This is a genomic window from Polyangiaceae bacterium (assembly GCA_020633205.1).
Taxonomy (GTDB): Bacteria; Myxococcota_A; Polyangia; order Polyangiales; family Polyangiaceae; genus JAHBVY01.
The window spans coordinates 1-17,968 of the sequence record JACKEB010000022.1 but is presented as its reverse complement, the minus strand read 5'-3'; the positions used below and the strand labels follow the sequence as shown (position 1 = coordinate 17,968).

The 17,968-nt window shown below is 65.3% G+C and carries 16 protein-coding genes and 1 pseudogene; 10 read left to right on the top strand and 7 right to left on the bottom strand.

Annotated features, from left to right (window positions below):
- The first annotated feature begins 120 nt into the window (after window positions 1-120).
- A complete protein-coding gene (locus H6718_33705) occupies window positions 121-912 on the top strand; it encodes a GGDEF domain-containing protein (GenBank protein ID MCB9590415.1) in 792 nt (263 codons plus the stop codon).
- A 20-nt stretch (window positions 913-932) separates the two neighbouring features.
- Here H6718_33705 and H6718_33700 read toward each other — a convergent pair whose 3' ends face one another.
- Entirely contained in the window at window positions 933-1,586 is a 654-nt protein-coding gene (locus H6718_33700) for a hypothetical protein (protein ID MCB9590414.1), read from the bottom strand.
- 177 nt (window positions 1,587-1,763) lie between these two features.
- On the opposite strand from H6718_33700, the gene H6718_33695 reads away from it, so the two are divergent.
- Both H6718_33695 and H6718_33690 read left to right on the top strand, forming a co-directional pair.
- Window positions 1,764-2,507, top strand: a complete 744-nt coding sequence (locus H6718_33695; protein ID MCB9590413.1) for an ATP-binding cassette domain-containing protein — start codon at window positions 1,764-1,766, stop codon at window positions 2,505-2,507.
- Window positions 2,508-2,537: 30 nt separating this feature from the next.
- Complete coding sequence (locus H6718_33690) at window positions 2,538-3,560, top strand: MCE family protein (GenBank protein ID MCB9590412.1); 1,023 nt, start codon at window positions 2,538-2,540, stop codon at window positions 3,558-3,560.
- 180 nt (window positions 3,561-3,740) lie between these two features.
- Here H6718_33690 and H6718_33685 read toward each other — a convergent pair whose 3' ends face one another.
- Window positions 3,741-4,385, bottom strand: coding sequence for a hypothetical protein (locus H6718_33685; GenBank protein ID MCB9590411.1), 645 nt, complete (start codon window positions 4,383-4,385; stop codon window positions 3,741-3,743).
- A gap of 809 nt (window positions 4,386-5,194) precedes the next feature.
- On the opposite strand from H6718_33685, the gene H6718_33680 reads away from it, so the two are divergent.
- The 3 genes from H6718_33680 (at window position 5,195) to H6718_33670 (ending at window position 7,675) form a co-directional block, all read left to right on the top strand.
- Window positions 5,195-5,956 (top strand): hypothetical protein, encoded by a 762-nt coding sequence (locus H6718_33680; protein ID MCB9590410.1) that lies wholly within the window; start codon window positions 5,195-5,197, stop codon window positions 5,954-5,956.
- 214 nt (window positions 5,957-6,170) lie between these two features.
- A complete protein-coding gene (gene pyrF / locus H6718_33675) occupies window positions 6,171-6,914 on the top strand; it encodes an orotidine-5'-phosphate decarboxylase (GenBank protein MCB9590409.1) in 744 nt (247 codons plus the stop codon).
- Window positions 6,911-7,675, top strand: a complete 765-nt coding sequence (locus H6718_33670; GenBank protein MCB9590408.1) for an RNA methyltransferase — start codon at window positions 6,911-6,913, stop codon at window positions 7,673-7,675. Before pyrF ends, H6718_33670 begins: the two co-directional genes overlap by 4 nt.
- 193 nt (window positions 7,676-7,868) lie before the next feature.
- Here the strand turns inward: H6718_33670 and H6718_33665 are convergent, their stop codons facing one another.
- The gene (locus H6718_33665) at window positions 7,869-8,990 is read right to left on the bottom strand and encodes a cysteine desulfurase (protein MCB9590407.1); all 1,122 of its coding nucleotides are present in this window, start codon (window positions 8,988-8,990) and stop codon (window positions 7,869-7,871) included.
- A gap of 21 nt (window positions 8,991-9,011) precedes the next feature.
- On the bottom strand, window positions 9,012-10,256 hold the full coding sequence (locus H6718_33660; protein ID MCB9590406.1) for a hybrid sensor histidine kinase/response regulator: 1,245 nt from the start codon (window positions 10,254-10,256) through the stop codon (window positions 9,012-9,014).
- 320 nt (window positions 10,257-10,576) lie between these two features.
- On the opposite strand from H6718_33660, the gene H6718_33655 reads away from it, so the two are divergent.
- The 4 genes from H6718_33655 (at window position 10,577) to H6718_33640 (ending at window position 14,555) form a co-directional block, all read left to right on the top strand.
- Complete coding sequence (locus H6718_33655; protein MCB9590405.1) at window positions 10,577-11,350, top strand: peptidyl-prolyl cis-trans isomerase; 774 nt, start codon at window positions 10,577-10,579, stop codon at window positions 11,348-11,350.
- A gap of 12 nt (window positions 11,351-11,362) precedes the next feature.
- Window positions 11,363-11,743, top strand: coding sequence for a response regulator (locus H6718_33650; protein MCB9590404.1), 381 nt, complete (start codon window positions 11,363-11,365; stop codon window positions 11,741-11,743).
- A complete protein-coding gene (lnt, locus tag H6718_33645; protein MCB9590403.1) occupies window positions 11,740-13,569 on the top strand; it encodes an apolipoprotein N-acyltransferase in 1,830 nt (609 codons plus the stop codon). The genes H6718_33650 and lnt overlap by 4 nt, the downstream gene beginning before the upstream one ends.
- A 464-nt stretch (window positions 13,570-14,033) precedes the next feature.
- On the top strand, window positions 14,034-14,555 hold the full coding sequence (locus tag H6718_33640) for a hypothetical protein (protein MCB9590402.1): 522 nt from the start codon (window positions 14,034-14,036) through the stop codon (window positions 14,553-14,555).
- Between the two features lie 262 nt (window positions 14,556-14,817).
- Here H6718_33640 and H6718_33635 read toward each other — a convergent pair.
- The 3 genes and pseudogenes from H6718_33635 to H6718_33625 form a co-directional block, all read right to left on the bottom strand.
- Window positions 14,818-15,471 (bottom strand): annotated as a pseudogene (locus tag H6718_33635) (DUF72 domain-containing protein).
- Between the two features lie 149 nt (window positions 15,472-15,620).
- Window positions 15,621-16,043 (bottom strand): hypothetical protein, encoded by a 423-nt coding sequence (locus tag H6718_33630; protein MCB9590401.1) that lies wholly within the window; start codon window positions 16,041-16,043, stop codon window positions 15,621-15,623.
- 275 nt (window positions 16,044-16,318) lie between these two features.
- Window positions 16,319-17,968: class I tRNA ligase family protein (locus H6718_33625; protein ID MCB9590400.1), on the bottom strand; the 1,650-nt coding region annotated here is incomplete at its 5' end.

The following is a 17,968-nucleotide window of genomic DNA, read 5'->3' as shown; positions in this document are numbered from 1 at the left end:
CCTGAAGGCCCGCCGTCTGAGCAACCACCTCGGTCAGTTGACCTCGCCGCCACGCGCGTGGTGAAGAGTTCGGACTCCCCGCGCCCTGACCGAGCTGGCCCGGCGTGTCTGGTCGTGATCGTGGGGCCGAAGATCGGCACGCAGATCCATCTGGAGCAACCCGTGGTGATCGGACGTGACCCCGCGTGTGCGGTCCACTTCGACAGCGACATGATCAGTCGCCGCCACGCGCGGGTGGAGTCCGTCGCAGGGATCTACCAGGTACAAGATCTGGGCTCGACCAACGGGACCTACGTGAACGACCGGCGCGTCGAGACCCATCGCCTCCAGGACGGAGATCGCGTCGGCGTAGGTAAAATCCTGATGAAGTTCCTCGACAGCAACAACATCGAGGCACAATACCACAAGGAAATCTACGACCTGATGACCATCGACGGTCTGACGGGCGTGAGCAACAAGCGCCACTACAACGACACCCTCGCGAGCGAGCTGAGTCGCCCCGGTGCGCAAGCCGAGCCGGTCAGCGTCATCGTGTTCGACGTGGACCACTTCAAACGCATCAACGACACCCTGGGCCACGCCGCTGGAGACGCCGTCTTGCGCCGGCTTGCTGCAACTGCGCGTGGTGCCGTGCCGCAGCAGCACCTCGTCGGGCGGGTTGGAGGCGAGGAGTTCGCGGTGATGTTGCTCAACTGCGATCAGGCGCCTGCGCTCGCCATCGCCGAGCAACTCCGCGCGGCGGTGCAAGCTCAGCTGTTTCAGTTTCAGAACCAGGTGATCCCGGTGACGATCAGCGTGGGGGTGGCGACCCGCGCCATTGGACAGCAGGAAGCGCCGCTCGAACTGTTCAAGCGCGCCGACGAAGCGCTCTACCGTGCCAAGCAGTCAGGCCGAAATCGCGTCTGCACCTGAGTTCTCCTGACGAAAGGGCCTCAGCCACCCTGCACACCGGTGGCACCCGGTGCGATGGAGCACCAGCTATAGCAACACTGGCTGAAGCCTTGAGCGCGTTTTTGCGTGGTGGACTCGAGGTCGAAGATGGCTCCCTGCGGAACCGCGAAAGATGAACCAGGGGGCGGTTTGACCGCCGTCGGGCACGCGTCGAAGGGCTGCGGGGCCGGCTGGGAGGTACCTGATTCTGGCGCCTCGAAGCACAACGTCTCACGCATGGCGAGGGCACTATCGCAAGCGGCGTAGGCATTGAAGCTGTCGGGCGCGAGCACATTCAGCTTTGAGCACCACGAATAACAGCAGCTGTGCCCAGGTGGCATGCGCTTACGGGTGTAAGCGGTGTATTGCTTGTCGAAGGACGCGTTCGTCGGCGCGTCAGCGAGCTCCCCCGCTGGATCCTCCACGAAGGACGGGCAGCTCTCGTAGGGCGCTGGTGCTGGCCGGGAGGAGGCACGCGGCAACAGGTCCTCGCAGTAGTACTCGCGACTCTCGTCCGCCTCGCAGCGCACCACTTCACCCACCAGCGGGCTCTCCGGCGGCTTGCTACTGCACCCGGTCGGGCCCGCCATGACCCCCACCAAGAGAAAGCCAATCAGTAGGCTTGGACGCGCGGGGACGAGGCGGCTCAGGGGCATGGACACCGCGCATTTGAAGCTGAGGCGCGACCTCCGGCAAGTCGCGTTTTTCACCCCACCCTCCCCGCCGATTTGTGTCGAGCGCTTGCGCTCCCGGGCGTTAGCCTCGAACATCAGCCGGCTTCGCCCGCAAAGCGCCCGCCGCAGGCAGTCCAAGCGGCAGGTGCGCCCACCTCAATGATCAGCTTTCGCAACGTCAAGAAGTCCTTTGGTACCAAACACGTGCTGCGCGACGTCAGCTTCGACGTGAACCCCGGGGAGGTCTTCTTCATCATTGGCGCATCCGGCGTGGGCAAGAGCGTGTTGATCAAGCACCTGATCGGCCTCTTGTATCCCGACGACGGCGAGATCTGGCTCGATGGTGAAGAGGTCAGTCGCTTCGACGAGAAGCAGATGTACAAGGTGCGGAAGAAGTGCGCGATGGTGTTCCAGCACTCGACGCTCTTCGACTCGATGACTTGCGCGGAAAACGTGGCGCTGCCGTTGCGCAAACATCGAGGAATGAAGCCCAAGGAGGCGCTGGGAGAAGCCCACCGCTTGTTGGAGACGGTTAGGATGCGGGAATTCGGCGATCGCTACCCAGCAGCCCTCGGCGATGGCATGCGTAAGCGGGTGGCCATCGCACGCGCGCTGACTCTCGAGCCTCAATACGTGCTCTTCGACGAGCCAACCACCAGCCTGGATCCAGTCAGCGCTCGCCGCGTGGATACGCTGATACGGCAGCTCAGCGATGAAATCGGCGTCACCAGTATTGTGGTTTCCCACGACTTGGTCAGCATCTTCACCATCGCGGACCGCATCGTGATGCTCTACGGCGGGCACGTGAAGTTGCTGGGCACCCCGGAGGACTTTCGCGGCTCTCCGGATGAGATCATCCAGCAGTTCATCAATGGGCGCGCCGAGGGGCCCATGGATGCTTGATCCTTTCTTCTGTAGTCTCCGGAGAGCCTCATGAGCCAGCGTTCCATCGAAGTAAAAGTCGGCGTCCTCATCCTCCTCGCGCTGGGTCTGCTCGGCGGCTTCGTCGTGATCATGGGTGGGCTCAGCTTCGAGCCGACCTACACGGTCTACGTCAACTTCGAGAACCCTGGCGGCTTGCAGTCTGGCGCTCCGGTGCGCATCGCGGGCGTGAAGGTGGGCACCGTCGACCAAATCGAGTTCCGCGCGGGTGAAATGAACCCCCAGACCAACGAGCCACTGCCTCCCATCCGCGTGGTCACGAAGATTCAGAAGAAGTACCAGTCCTCGATCCATGACAACTCGCGCTGGTACGTCACCAGCCAAGGCGTGCTGGGAGAGCTTTTCCTCGCGGTAGACCCAGGGTCCTACGATCGCCCTGTCGTCGCGGATGGTGCTTCGGTGGACGGCGTGAGCCCGCCACGCCTGGATCTGTTGTTGAGCGAAAGCTACGAGCTACTCCACGCTGCCTACACGGGCATCACGAAGAACGAAAAGAAGATCAACGAGACCTTCGACGGCTTGCACCAAACCCTCACGGGCACCGGCAACTTCTTCAAGAACAACGACAAGAAGCTCGACAACATCGTCACCAACGTCGAGACGCTGACCGTAGAGGCGAACGATACGCTGAAGAGCGCACGCTCGCGCTACGTGGAAAACCCGCAGATCAACCGCATCATCAACAACGTCGAGACGACCACCGTCACGGTGAACAAGAACCTCGGCCCACTGATGAAGGACACGCGCGCCGTGATGGGCGACGCAAAGAAGCTCACCGGCGAGCTCAGCAAGCCAGAGCAGCTCGCGCGCATCGACAAGATCACCCGCGATGTCAGCGACGTCACCGGCCGCGCGAAGGTCGCCACCGCCGACGCACAAGCAATCGTCGCCCACATCAAGCGCGGCAAGGGCACCGTCGGCGCGCTGGTCATGGACGAGGCGCTCTACGACGACATCCAGGAAATGCTGCGCGACCTGAAGCACAACCCCTGGAAGTTGTTCTGGCGCGAGTAGCATTCACGCCTCCCCCGTCAGCTTCGATCCGCCTCTCGCCTCAGGGCGGTCGACGTTGCGCGTTTCTAGGGCGCGAATTTCCGCAGGGTTTTTAACCTAGGCCGGTACCGCGCCGGGTTTAGACCACTTGATTTCGCGCCCGGGAGGCGCGAACAAGTAACAATCTGGGGGTGAGGCGCGTCAGGTGCCGCCGGTACCGCCCGTGGTCGCGCCGCCGCTGCTCGCACCGCCGCTGCTTGCTCCGCCGGTACTGCTCCCACCTGTAGCGGCACCGCCGCTGCCGGCGTTGCCGCTGCCAGCACTGCCGCCGTTGCCAGCACTGCCGCCGTTGCCCGCACCGGCACTCCCCCCGGCGCCCGCGTTGCCCGTACCTGCGCTGCCACCGTTGCCCGCGTTGCCGCTGCCAGCATTGCCGCTACCAGCGCTGCCGCCCATCGCTCCCGAGCCGGCCGCCCCACCGTTGGCCGATCCCGCCGCTCCCGCGTTGCCAGTCCCTCCGGTAGCGACGCCTCCGGTCGCCCCAGCACCAGCTGCACCGCCCACCCCGGCTGCACCGCCGGCTGGAGCACCACCCGTGGATGGGCCGTCGACGCCGGAGATGATGCCGTTCAGATCGTTCGAGCAGAGGCCTTCCACGCAGACCAGCCCGAACTCGCAGTCATCGGCGCGAAAGCACTCGTCTCCCAGCGCTCCTGCCTCTTGCGGTCCGCCACAGGCCGTGAAGGGCGCGAGCGCCAAGCCGGTCACCAAGGCGACCCAAATCGTCGAACGAGCCGCCCGAGGGCGCCCCGGCTCCACCGAATGCCCCTGTGTTCGCCGCGCCATGTGTACAAACGCTACGAGCTGACCTCGATCCGGACAATCGGTTTTTCACCCCCAAGAGCTCTGGTGAGGCGAATCTGTGATTCGCTGAACAAATCAACACAGCGTTTCCTCGTCTCAAAGGTAGCGCGAAGGCGCAAAACTCGAGCGCCCACACCCCTCCCTGACGCGCAGGCAACAATCCGCCACGCTGGGTGAAAACTTCACCCAAGGACGGATCCCGAGTGTGAGTCCTAGCTGGCAGTACAGGCGGGGCTAGTAGCGTTCCCAGCCTGAACAGGCTCTTCGCTGCATGTCCCACACCGCGATCACCGTCAGCAAGCACTCAAAGCTTCCCACGCAGCGACTGACGCGGAGTGTCCGCCATGTGGGGCCTTGCCCTACTTCGCGGCGACACCCTGAAAGCCTGCTGCAGGTCGTTGCTCCAGCATTGCGTGACCGTTGCGCGGGGGAATTGCGCCAGCGACGCGGCGCGGTCGTTGACGAATCCCGCGTGACATTGCTATTCGCCCATCGCGTTGGGGTATGCTCAACGCCGTCGATTTCAGTCGTTGCGAGTAGCCGAATTCACGCCGGTCGAGCGGTGCAAACGCCGCGCTACCAGCATTCTGTTACTCAAAAATCTTCATTCTCCTCTAAGGTTCACTCTCGAAGTGAACCCGCCTCCCAAGTTTCCCTGTTTGGTGCTGTAGCGCACTGAAGAAGGAACCCGGAGTCACCTGTCGCGCCCTGGCACATCGAGTGTCCAGTGTGCGAGCCGCCCACCACCCACGCGCCGCTCATTGGCGCCCAGCTAAGGAGTCCAGCCGCCCATGGCCGAAGAGAAGGAAAGCTCGGTTCTCTTCTCCCTCAAGGAACTGATGAGCCTCGAGGAGGATCGCATCGCCAAAGAGGAAGCGGACGCCAAAGCTCGTGAAGACGACGCCCGCCGCGCCCGTGAGGATGCAGAACGGGCAGCTCGCGAGGCCGAGGAGATGCGTCTTCGTGAGGAAGAGGAGCGGCGGCGCCAAGAGGAGGCTCGTCGGCGAGAGGAAGAGGCGCGCGTCGAGGCCCTCAAGCAGGCCGAGATCGAGCGCTCCCGCGCGGAGCATGAGCAGAAGGCCCGCATGGAGGCCCTCGCAGCTCAGCAGGATCACGAGCGGCGCCTCGCCGAGCTGAACCGCGACAAGGGCAAGAAGAAGCTGAAGATCGCCGTCGGGTCGATCCTCGCGGCAATGTTCATCGGTGGTGGTGTACTGACCTACGTCATCGTCACCAACAACCAGAAGGCCGCCGAAGAGAAGCGCGTGGCCGAGGCCGAGCGCGCGCGTATCCAGGCCGAGCTGGACAAGGCAACCAAGGACCTTCGCGACAAAGAGAAGAAGGAAGACGAGCTGAAGGACGCGCTCAAGACCGCGAAGAGCGACGCCGAGCGTGCGGCCCTGAAAGCACAGCTCGAAGCCGCCCAAGCGGAAACGAAGAAGGCCCGCGGCGCGGTTGGTGCTGCTGGCGGCGGCAAGCCCGCCAGCGGTGGCGGCAGCAAGCCGAAGCCGTGTAACTGCGCCCCTGGCGATCCGCTCTGCTCCTGTCTCTGATTCGAGTCAGCAACAGCCAAGGCGCCGCGCGACATCGCGCGGCGCTTTGCGTTTGTGCGCCGACCGCTTGCAACGCTTGCCCGTGCCCGCCTCGCTCCCAGCTGGTCGCTTGGGGACAAGCCTGAGGGACTGGTGTAGGCTCGCCACAGGCAGGGCGCGCCCCACCCAGGCGACGCGATTCGCCATCGGAGAATCCGCGCCCGCCAAGCCACACATGACTCTCGAAGCATCGAAACTGGCCAGCGCACGCAAGCGCTTGGCCTTCCCACTCGACTACCCCACGCTCGCAGAAGCCCGCAGCGGCGCCCAGCGCATCAAAGACTCCATGGGAGTGCTCAAGGTTGGCCTGGAGCTGTTCGTCGCTGAGGGCCCTGCCGCCGTGACCCTCGGCGCAGAGCTTGGCATGGACGTTTTCCTCGACCTCAAGCTCCACGACATCCCCGCAACCGTCGAGCGCGCGGTAGCGAGCGCCTGCGCCCTCGGAGCGCGCTACCTGACGCTGCACGCGGCGGGCGGGCCGCGCATGCTCGAGGCCGCTGCGAGTCGCGCCACGAAGGAAAACAGCGGCCTCTGCCTACTCGCGGTGACCGTCCTGACGAGCTTGGATCAAAGCGACCTCGAGCGCGTGGGGGTCTCGGCGAGCCCAGGGGAACAAGCTGAGCGTCTTGGAAAGCTAGCCGTCGAGTGCGGCGTCGGGGGGCTGGTTTGTTCCCCCGCGGAAGTGGCAAAGCTGCGCAGTGAACTCGGGCCGCGGCCGGTGCTGGTCACCCCGGGGATCCGCCCCGCGGGTAGCGACGTCGGCGATCAGAAGCGCGTGGGAACCCCCACTGAGGCAATTCAAAACGGCTCCAGCTTGCTGGTCGTTGGTCGCCCCGTGCGCGACGCCGCAGATCCCCAGAGCGCGGCGCTGGCCCTCGCCACGGAGGTCGCCGAAGCCCTCGGCGGCGAGCCACAATGAAGTCCGAACCAGCGCCAGGTCTCGACGAACGTCTCGTCGTGGGTCTGCAGCCAGTTCGCGAGGCCATCCGCGTGTACGGCAAGAGCCTGTCTCGGGTGATGGTCGACAACCGCAAGCTCCCGCGCCTGGAGGCGCTCGCCCGCTACGCGAGCGACCAGGGCGTGATCCAAGTGGATCGGGTGCGTCGTGGTGATCTCGACCGCTTGGCGCGCGGCGCGAGCCACCAGGGCGTGGCGTGCTTCGCACCAGAGCTCCAGTTGATCTCCCTGGAGCAGGTCCTGACACCACCCGAACAGCTGATCCTCGCCCTCGACGGCATCCAGGATCCGCAGAACTTCGGCGCGATCATTCGTAGCGCCGTGGCGATCGCCGAGGCGCCAATCCTCTGGCCCGAGAGTTCCTCGGCACCGCTCACCCCGGCAACCTTCCGCGCGTCTGCGGGCGCGATCGAACACGCTCAACTGGTGCGCGTGCCTTCCCTGAGCACCGCCCTTCAGCAAGCCGCGGCCGCCGACTTCGAGGTCGTCGGCCTCGACGCCAACGCCCCAAAAACTTTGCGGGAACTGCCCCTCGGACCGAAGATAGTCCTCGTCCTTGGGGCGGAGCACGAAGGCCTGGGTAAGCAGGTGCGTCGCGCCTGTACTCAAACCGCCAAGCTGCTGAGACCCCATCACATCGACTCGCTCAACGTCTCCGTTGCCGCGGGGATCGCCTTGTTCCAGGCCTCGCTGGCTCGGAACTCTGCGGCGCCCGCGGACTGAGGGTGTGGTGCACCCAAGCGCTGAACAGCCGCGCAGAAGCGCCAAGACCGATTCCATTCAATGGAATTGCCGACCACGCGCCTGATGCTTCGAGATAGTGATCTGCTTTCGCGGACTTACGCATCCGCCCTTCGCGTCAGCTCTGATCTTCGCGGCAAACCTTCAAGTAGCGCTTGAACTGAACAGGCGTGAGTCAGTCGCTCGGAACCAAGCGACTGAGCACGCCGATCACCCGCGCTACGTCCTCGGCCCGCGTGTCCTCGCCCAAGCTGAAGCGCACGCCGCGCAGTGCCGCGTCAGGATCCAGCATCGCGGCGAGTACTGGGCTCGGTTCGAGGGTCCCCGCACTGCACGCGCTGCCCGCAGAGGCGCAGATCCCTTCGAGGTCCAGCGCTGCGACCAGCTCGTCGCCGCGCCAGCCGGCGAACCTCAGGTTGCTGACGTGTGGGGCGCGCGGCGCCCCCTCGCCGCTCACCTCCGAGCGGCCCGCGAGCGCCTGCTCGAGGCGATCCCGGAGCACCCTCACCCCCTCCAAACCTGCGCGGTGCTTCGCTAAGCGCTCGAGCGCCGCACCGAAGCCTGCAATCGCGACGGCATCCTGAGTGCCGGGGCGGAAACCGCGCTCCTGGGAGCCGCCCCGCAGCACCGGACGCGGCACCGGCACGACCCCTTCGACGTTCGCTCGCAGGCAGAGCGCCCCAACGCCCTTAGGGCCCCGCAGCTTGTGCGCCGCCACGCTGATTGAATCCGCATGGATCAGGGGTCCAAGGTCGAGCTTGCCCAAGGCCTGCACGGCGTCGCTGTGCAGCTTGAGCCCAAGGGCATGGGCGGCGGCGCCCAGCGCCTCCAGCGGCTGCACCACACCGGTTTCGTGATTGACGTACATCGCCGCGAGCCACGAGCCCGCGGGCAGCGCCCCGCAAAGCTCCCCGACGGCGTCGACTTCGATTTGGCCCAGACGCGAGACCGGCAGCCACACCACCGGACGACCGGAACTGGCCAGCTCTTCGGCCACCCGCACCACGGAAGGATGCTCCAAGCGACTGAGCGCGAGACCAGGGGCGTGAGCCAGTGCGAGGTTGTTCGCCTCGGTGCCACCTCCGGTGAAGACCACATCCCTCGCCTGCAGCTCGAGTAGCCCAGCAAGGCGCTCTCGGGTGTCTTCGATCAGTCGCCGAGCGGCTCGCCCCGCTCCGTGCACGCTGCTTGGATTCGCCCAGGCGTGAGACCGCGCCGCGTCCATCGCCGCCAGCACGCTCTGCGCGGGCGGCGTGGTCGCGTTCCAATCGAGGTAGATTTGCTGCGTTCTGGTCACGCAGCTCTCACTGCTACCACATCACTCGGCCTGCGCCGCGGCCGACACGCTGTGGCTCTCGTCAGCAAGCAGCGGGGCCCGCTCGGGCACTCGCAGGTAAAACGCCGAACCGTTGAAATCGGCGCCACCGAGGCTCAGTTGCGCGGGCGACTCGACACGTACGTCGCCGCCGTGGCCCCGCGCGATTCCGCGCACGATGGCGAGACCCACTCCGGTCCCGCCGAATGCCCGCGTGGGTGAGCCGTCCACTTGGTAGAACGGATCGAAAAGCCGCGCGACGGCGCTCGGCGGCACTCCAGGCCCGGTGTCCGCAACGCAGATCTCGTAGTCCCCGTCGATGCGCTGCACCCGAACGCCGATGCGGCCGCCTTCCGGGGTGAACTTGATGGCGTTGTCGAGCAGCTGCCCAAAGGCTCGCGAGAGGCGCTCCGCATCGCCCCAGCCAGGCATTCTTCCGCGCGGTAACTCGTGATGCAGCTCCAGGTGCCTCTCACGCAGCGCGTGCTGGGCGCGCGAAGCCACGCGACGCACCAAATCGCTCATGTCGTAGTCCCGATGCATGAAGCGGAGGCGCCCGGTCTCGATGCCGGTCACGTCCAGCAGGTTGTCGATCAGGCCACGCAGTCGGGCGACGCACTCGTCGATGGTGCGCAGGGCCTTCTCCTGGGTGTTCGTCAGCGGCCCGAGCTCGTGATCGCGCAGCATCCTCACGTAGCCCACGATCGGGGTCATGGGCGTCGCAAGCTCATGGGAGATGTTGCGATAGAACTCCTTGCGGGCGCGGTCGAGCTCGACCATGCGCAGGTTCGCCTGAGAGAGTTCCGCCACCTTCTCTTCCAGGTGCGCGACAATGCGCTGACTTTCCTTGCGCAAATGTTCGCCGCTCACCTCCGGCGTGTTGTGCTCTCGATGTCCCCCCAAGAAGCCCGCGATCGTGTCCGCGAAGCTACGGGCGTCGATGGGCTTCTGGAGGAAGCCGTTCGCGCCAACAGCGAGGCTCGTGTCGCGGTTTCCCTCGGCGGTGATGGCGACGATCGGCACTTGCTTTAGCGCCTCTTCTGCACGCAAGCGCAGCGTGACCTCGTAGCCGTCCATGCCGGGAATGGCGATGTCGACCAGGATCAGATCGGGATGCTCCTCGCGCGCCTTGCGCAGCCCCTCCATGCCGTCCTCGGCTTCGACCACCTCGAACCCGGCTGGTTTGAGCAGCTTCCTAACCAGCAGTCGATTCGCTGGATCGTCCTCGATGTGCAGGATCTTCCGCACGGTGGCTCGCTCGCTTTCTTGTGAGGGGCAGACAGCGGGAGTGCAGACTCCCGGAGCACGCGCATCTTTCTAGGTTGCGAGTTGCAAGCGCAAGCGCGCCCACTCGCTCGGCTTCGCCATTCCGTTGATGCTTCCAGTTTACAGCGGCATCAGCTCAAACACCGCCAACGAAAACGCTTGGGCAAGCAGTCGTTCGCCTTCATCGGTCGACGCGCCGCGGCAGGTTCTTTTCTCCGCGGAACCGCCCCGAGCCTCACAACGCCCTGCCAACGCGTATCCGAAGGCACGCCTGCCGTCGCATCGAGATTTGGGGGTGAGGCATGCCTCCACGCACCACACGGCAGCCGTTCGAGCCCGTCCAAGCTGGCGCACCGCACCCGCGCAGTTGCGACTCGGGCAACACACGCGCCCGCAACCGCGGTGCCTCAGCAAGCACCGTTTCCTCCCCAACCGCTCGGAGCCGGGCGCCGCTGGTCGCTCTCTGGTCAGGCAGATCGAGCGCAAACCCTACTCTCGCGCGGGATCCGGGGCTGCGGGCGCTTCTGGTGTTTGCAACGCTGCGCGCTACTGCTATCGCCCTCTGTCAGAGAGCCATGAACAAGTCGCTATTGCTTTGCTTGGTGCTGTGCGCGGGTTGCAGCAACCTCACCGCTCCCCAAATCGACTCGAACGACCGGCCCAGCCCGCAGACGGTGAAGGCCGCTGCTCCAGCGCCCACGCCTGCTCCGAAGCCCGCCGAGCCGCAGCCGCTGGCAGCACCAGCGGAAGAGCGCATCACCGCGTCTCATATCCTCATCGCCTACAAAGGCGCCCAGCGCGCGAACCCCACGGTGACGCGCACCAAAGAGCAAGCCAAGGCCGAGGCCGAAAAGTTAGCGAAGGAGGCTTCCAAGCCCGGCGCAGACTTCGCTGAGCTAGCGAAGAAGAACAGCGACGGGCCTTCTGCTCCTCGCGGCGGCTCGCTTGGAGATTTCAGCAAGGGCCAGATGGTAAAGCCTTTCGCTGACGCCGCGTTCGCGCTCAAGCCAGGTGAAGTGACCAAGGCCCCTGTGGAGACCGGCTTCGGTTTCCACGTCATCAAGCGCGACAAGTAGTCGGAGCTCCCGATGCTGGGAACCGGGGCTCGAAAGCGTCGCATCTTGATCGTGGATGACGATCCAGACATCGCGCGCCTGCTTGGCCGCGCGCTGATGGGTGAGTTCGACATCGACGTCGCCCTCAACGCTGGCGCGGCCCTCGCGATGGCCGCGAAGAACCCGCCCGATCTCGCGATGCTGGACGTGATGATGCCCGGAATCGACGGCTTCGGGCTCGCGGAGCGGCTGCGGTTGCTGCCCGGCCTCGCGCGCCTGCCGCTCATGTTCCTCACGGCCAAGGGCGACGCACAGGACCAGATCCGCGGCATCCAAGTGGGCGCCAAGCACTACATCACCAAGCCATTCAAGCTGGCTGACGTGGTCGCCAAGGTGAAGAAGGCACTCAAGTGAGCGACGAACGAGACTCCAGCCCGGACCTCACCGAGGACGCCCCCAGCGAGGCGGCGCCCACTGCGGAGGCGCCGCCCGTCGAAGAGGAAGCTGCGGCTTCTTCCGAACCAGCTCCGCAGACGGCGCCCGCGGACGATGCGACGCCGCCCAAGCAGGCCAAGGGCATTTCCGCAAAGAAACGCAAGAAGCGCAAGACCGACTCAACACCCGAGCAAGGCGAAGCGGCCAGCGAAGCGCACACGGCCAGCGAAACGCAGGCCAAGCCGCCGCCCGCAACCCTTGGCCCCGCGCTCCCGGCCAAGGTGGCGTACCCCTTGGCCATCCTGTCCGGCTTTTTGTACTTCCTGGCGTTTCCCGGGATCGATCTGTGGCCCCTCGCCTTCGTCGGGCTCGCGCCGCTGATCATCGCGATGCGCAATCAGCCGACCCGGCGTGCGATGGGGCTCGGCTGGATGGCTGGCTTCACCATGACGATGACCGGGTTCTACTGGCTCATCGACATGCTGAAGACCTTCAGCGGCTTCGGAACCCCGCTGTGCCTGCTCTTCATGAGCATCTTGTGTGGCTATCAGGGCGGGCGCATCGGCTTCATGGGCTGGCTGTATGGACGGGCTACCCACCGTGGGTGGCCCGCAGGGCCGGTCTTTTGCCTAGCGTTCGCTGCCAGCGAGCTGACCTTCCCGCTGCTGTTTCCCTGGTACTACGCGGCCACGGTGCACCAGGTGCCGGCGCTGCTCCAGCTCGCGGAGCTCGGCGGGCCGATCCTGGTCGGCTTGATGCTCGTCGCCCCGAACTGGGCGCTGAGCGAGCTGGTCTTCGCGAAGCTCGACCAACGTCAGGTCAACTGGCGACTGGTGGGAGTCTTGGTAGCGCTTCCGCTTGTTTCCGCAGGGTATGGTGCCCTGCGCATCTCTCAGGTCGACGCAGCGGTCGCCGCAGCCCCCAAGGCGAAGGTGGGTGTGGTTCAGGCCAATATGAGCCTGATCGCCAAACGCGAAGACAAGGAGGGCGGCCTGCGCCGACACGTGCGGCTGAGCCAGGAGCTGATCCGCAAAGAAGGCCCGCTCGATTTGGTGGTGTGGCCCGAAACCGCGGTTGCTCGCGCGATGGATGAGCGGAACGCCGCGACCTACTACGAGCGCAACGTGTTGCCTCAGATCGGCGCGCCAGCGGTCTTCGGCGCTATCTTGGTGCGCCGGGTGGATGACGCGCGGGGCTACGTGCTGTTCAACTCGGCGATGGTCAGTGACCCAGCCACGGGGCGCAAAGTCGTCGGTCGCTTCAACAAGCACTACCTGCTGGCCTTTGGCGAGTACCTGCCGTTCGGAGAGACCTTTCCCAAGCTGTACGAGATGTCGCCCCACTCAGGACGCTTCACTCCAGGCACGGAGGCGAAGCCAGTCCCGTTTGGTGAGCACCAGCTCGCGGTGTTCATTTGCTATGAAGACATCATCCCGAGCTTCGTGAACTCGATCATGAAGAGCGGGGATGCCCAGCTCTTGGTGAACATCACGAACGACGCGTGGTTTGGCGACACGACGGAGCCTTGGATCCATCTGGCGCTGAGCAAGCTCAGAGCCATCGAGCAACGGCGCTTCTTCGTGCGCAGCACCAACAGTGGGGTGAGCGCGATCGTGGACCCCGTTGGCCGCGTCGTGGCGCACACCGAGACCTTCAAGCAGCAAACCGCCGCGGCGCAGATCGCGTGGCTGGACGGTGGCACGGTGTTTCGCGTTCTGGGCGAGCTGCCGTGGTGGCTCGCCACGCTGGTCATGGCCGCCCTGGTTTTCGTCCGCCGGAAGTCCGCGGCGAAACCCGCTGCCTGAACACACGGCGAGTCCCACATCACCTGACATCCACCGCAAGCACCGGCGTGGCCGCCACGGCGGAGGCTGATCACCCGCGGAAACGCCCGCCCTGCCCGTAGGCCAACGTGCCTCGAGTTCGTCTATGCAGACGCGGGCGAATAAGCGCCCCACCGCGCTCGTCCATCCGAGCGCCTCGGTGTAAGCTTGCAGCAAGCCTCAACCGAGGGTGATGATATCGGGCAAGGTGTTCCGCCACTGGCAGGCGGGGACTGTTGGGAATTTAGAGGGCTGGGGTACCGTAATCGATTCGAAGTCGCTGTATTCGTGTGGCGGCCTCGGTCTAGAAGCATCCGGCTCGCGGTGCTCGGCCCAAGCAGAGACGGTTTTGCGCGAATGAACCCGGTGCCCCGGCACCTTTTCCAACTGACTGATACGGCGGTGGACGCCACCGAACGGGATCAAGGGAGTACACGCACATGAACATGACTTGGAATAAGATCGCGATCTTGGGCTTTGCGGCGACGCTGTTTGCGTCAGGCTGTGTGGTCACCAGCGGTGACGACGACAACACCGGCGGCAACGCTGGCAGCAGTGGTAACGCTGGCAGCAGCGGCTCGAGCGGCAGCGGCGGAACCGGCGCCACGGGCGGAACCGGCGCCACGGGTGGAACCGGCGGAACGGCCGGCACTGCTGGCACCGCTGGCACCGGCGGGACAGCTGGCACCGGTGGCGCCTACCTGTGTGATCCCGATGTGGGCGAGCGTCCGATGGACACGCCCGGTGACTGCAGCGGACTGGACCCAAACAGCGACAACTCCTGTGAGGCCTGCGTCAAGACCAGCTGCTGTGCAGAGTACAACGCATGCACGGCAACCAACCCGGGGAACCCCTGCGGTTGGGGCGGCCCGAACGGCGACGAGGAAGGCGAGATCTTCTGCAGATCAGCAAGATCCAGGCGGCGACCGCTGACCCGAACAACACCAAGACCTACGACCAGATCGTGAACGAGGCGCCTGCCTGCATCACCCCAGACTGCGGCGGGTTCAGGCGACGGCGACCGACGACCTGTACGCGTGCATGAACACCAACTGCAGCACGCATTGCTTGGACTTCACCCCTGAAGTGAGCAGGTTCGATATCGCGACGCGCGCCCGAAGGCGCGCGTTGCGCGTTGTGCGCCGGACATCGGCGCGAAGCGCGACAGAGCGCACGTGCAGGAGTCCAGCGCCTTCCCGCGACCTCCCCAAAAACCGCCCTCGTCAGCTTCTACAGGCCGAGCTGCTTCTTGAAGCGCTTGGCGTCTGCAGAACGTGTCCACGTTGGCGAAGACGTAGGTGGCCTCGGCGTGGTCCGCGTCGCGGGCGATCTCTGCTAGGCGCTCGATCGCTGGATCCTCGTAGCGGGACTTGTAGCCTGCCGGACCGGGCATCCGGTAGTACGCATGGGGACGCTTCGAGGCCCCATGCTGCAGCGGATCCCGCGCAGCGAGGTCTGTGTCTCCTCAGCGATGGCGTCGGCTTCTTCAGCCTTCCAGCCCTCACCCACCTCGAACACGATGCGGTCGAAGCGGCGCCCCTTCACCCACTCCAAGAACTCCTTGAGTGCGGCCTTGTTGGCGCGATTGGGTCCGAAATCTGGCGGGGCCACGAAGACCGCCGTCTTGGCGTCCAGCTCCTCGGCGACCTCTTCCAAAGTCTCCAGAGCGGTCTCGATGACCTTGCCGGAACGGAACCCCTCCTGACCAACCTGACGCGGGCCTAGCAGGGCGAACTCGAAGCCTTCGGGCGCCTCGCGGCGCCAGCGCCGGATCGTACCCGGCCCGGGCGTGTGAATCGCCGTCTCTTGCACCTCCACGAAGAGGTACTCCTTGAAGTAGCGGGTCGCCGGAACCGCGAAGCCTGCGCAGCCGATGGTGATCATGGCGGCGAAACCGTAACACAGCCTCAGCGATGCGGTAGCAAGCCGGGGACGGTTCCGTCAGCTAGCCACCAACCTGCGACCGATTGTCGCTGCCAAGGTCACGTCGTGGGCCCTGAGCTCAGCTTCCCGGGTGGCGCGAACGCCCTGTCTCAGCCTTCGGTGGGCGTCGCCAGCCCAAGCGCCGCCGAAGCCAGTGCGCGCCCCACGTCCCTGCCCAGGCGGATCAACGCAGCATCTCGATCCAGATCGAGGCCAGCGCTCGCCGCCACCAAGGTCCGCCGGCTGAGCTCACGCTCGAAGACCAGATCTCCCGCCTCGCGCACCTCCCCGCGCGCCCTGAGCACGAGCTCCTCCGAACGTCCTTTCGGCAGCCCGGCCGACGCGCGAGGAGCCGCCCCGAACTCGTCCAGACGCAGCACCTGAATCATCAGCATCGTCGCCCCCCTCGCCTCGAACGCACCGAGCTCAGCCAGGCGATCGCGAGCGCCGCGTAGCACCGCGCGCAGGACCAAAGGTTCAGGTACCAGCGGGGCTTCGCCTCCAACATCCAACCCGCCCTGCTGGCCGCTCAACACAGGCGAATATCCACAACCAAAAAGGCCGCTCGCCCCCGAACCGACGAGCGGCGAAAAGCCCAGCAGACCAAGGGAGAAGAGAGACTGGCGACGCGTCCAAGGTTTCACGGGAAACAACAACCTATCCACATCGGCGCATCTTTTCAGCGTCGCAAAGGCTCAGCGACGCCTGCTCAGGTGCGGCCATGTAGGCAACCTCGGTTTCCGCACGCAAACGCTGCCCGGGTGTGCAGCTCCCCTCCAAAACGAGCCCAGGCAGCGTGCGCATCTGCTCAGATGATGAAGTTGATGATCTTGCCGGGGCGGTAGATCAGCTTCTTCACCGGCTTGCCCGCGATGGAACGTTGCACGTGTTCGTCTGCGAGCGCGGCGGCGCGAGCGTCGTCTTCGGACGCGTCCTTCGGCAGCATCACGCGACCTCGCACCTTGCCCAGCACCTGCACCGCGATCTCGACCTCGTCGTCCTCGCACAAGGCGGGGTCGAACTCCGGCCAGGCAACGTTGGCGACGCTCGGCTGATGGCCCAGCTTCTCCCACAGCTCCTCGCTCAAGTGTGGGGCAAAGGGGCTCAGAATCAGCACCAGACGCTCCAGAGCCGCGCGCGGCAGCACAGTGAGCCCTGTCAGGTGATTCGTCAGGATCATCATCGCGCTGACCGCCGTGTTCAGACGCAGGGCATCGATGTCCTCCCCGAGCTTCTTCACCGTCCGATGCACGAGCTTCGCCGTCTCGAGCTCCATCTCGGCGTCGACGACCTCACGCTCACCCAGGGCATACACGCGGTCGAGCCAGCGACGCACCCCTTGGATGCCGCTCGTTTGCCACGGCTTCACCTGCTCGAGAGGCCCCATGAACATCTCGTAAGCGCGCAGGGAGTCCGCACCGTGCTCTTCGACCACGACGTCTGGGTTGACCACGTTGCCGCGACTCTTGGCCATCTTCTCGGTGACCAGCGCGAGCTCCACGCCGTGCTCCGGGTGCATCGGCTTGCCGCCGGCGGACTTCACGTCGGCCGGAGTCACCCAGCGCTCTTCCACCGGCTTGCCGTCGAAGGACAGCTCACCGGACTCAGCATCTTTTTCCACACGCGAATCAGTGCCAGCCAGCGCCTGCACCAGCTTGCCGTCGCCATCCAGCACGGCGTACCAGCGGAACGCCTGCCCCAGGATCATCCCCTGGTGAACCAATTTCTGGAATGGTTCCGCGTGCTTGACGACACCGCAGTCGAACAGCACCTTGTGCCAGAAGCGCGCGTACAAGAGGTGCAACACCGCGTGCTCCGCGCCGCCCACGTACAGGTCCACGGGCATCCAGTCGTCGTAGGCCTGCTGACTGAAGATCTCCTCTTCGTTGTGCGGATCTAGGTAGCGCAGGTAGTACCAGCACGAGCCAGCCCACTGAGGCATGGTGTTCGTCTCGCGAGCGAACCACTTGCCGTCCTTCTGGAAGAAGCGCCACTCGAGTGCCTTGACCAGTGGCCCCTGGGGGTCGCCCGGGTGGTAGTCGTCCAGATCCGGCAGGCGCAGCGGCAGCTCGCTCTCCTCCACGGCGATCGGCGTTTTGTAGTCGATTTCGAAGGCGTCACCCTTGCGTGGATCGCCTTGCGTTTCCACAGGGAAGTAAACCGGGATCGGTTCGCCCCAGTAGCGCTGCCGGCTGAACACCCAGTCGCGCAGCTTGAAGTTCACCTTCGCCGTACCGAGGCCCTGCTCCGCGAGCCAGGCGACGATGTTCTTCTTCATCTCCGCGGTGGGCTGACCGTCGAACTGTCCGGAGTTGATCGCGGTGCCGTACTCCGGCGTCGCGGCGCTGAGCTCTTCTGGGTCGTCCGGGTGCGAGACGACCTTGACGATGGGCAGGTCGAACGCCTTGGCAAACTCGAAGTCGCGCTGGTCATGAGCCGGTACGGCCATGATGGCGCC

What these genes read in the sequence shown, in the direction of transcription:
- H6718_33700 (MCB9590414.1), bottom strand. Translation starts at nt 1,586, where the DNA reads ATGCCCCTGAGCCGCCTCGTCCCCGCGCGTCCAAGCCTACTGATTGGC.
- H6718_33695 (MCB9590413.1), top strand. Translation starts at nt 1,764, where the DNA reads ATGATCAGCTTTCGCAACGTCAAGAAGTCCTTTGGTACCAAACACGTG.
- H6718_33690 (MCB9590412.1), top strand. Translation starts at nt 2,538, where the DNA reads ATGAGCCAGCGTTCCATCGAAGTAAAAGTCGGCGTCCTCATCCTCCTC.
- H6718_33685 (MCB9590411.1), bottom strand. Translation starts at nt 4,385, where the DNA reads ATGGCGCGGCGAACACAGGGGCATTCGGTGGAGCCGGGGCGCCCTCGG.
- H6718_33680 (MCB9590410.1), top strand. Translation starts at nt 5,195, where the DNA reads ATGGCCGAAGAGAAGGAAAGCTCGGTTCTCTTCTCCCTCAAGGAACTG.
- pyrF (MCB9590409.1), top strand. Translation starts at nt 6,171, where the DNA reads ATGACTCTCGAAGCATCGAAACTGGCCAGCGCACGCAAGCGCTTGGCC.
- H6718_33670 (MCB9590408.1), top strand. Translation starts at nt 6,911, where the DNA reads ATGAAGTCCGAACCAGCGCCAGGTCTCGACGAACGTCTCGTCGTGGGT.
- H6718_33655 (MCB9590405.1), top strand. Translation starts at nt 10,577, where the DNA reads ATGCCTCCACGCACCACACGGCAGCCGTTCGAGCCCGTCCAAGCTGGC.
- H6718_33650 (MCB9590404.1), top strand. Translation starts at nt 11,363, where the DNA reads ATGCTGGGAACCGGGGCTCGAAAGCGTCGCATCTTGATCGTGGATGAC.
- H6718_33640 (MCB9590402.1), top strand. Translation starts at nt 14,034, where the DNA reads ATGACTTGGAATAAGATCGCGATCTTGGGCTTTGCGGCGACGCTGTTT.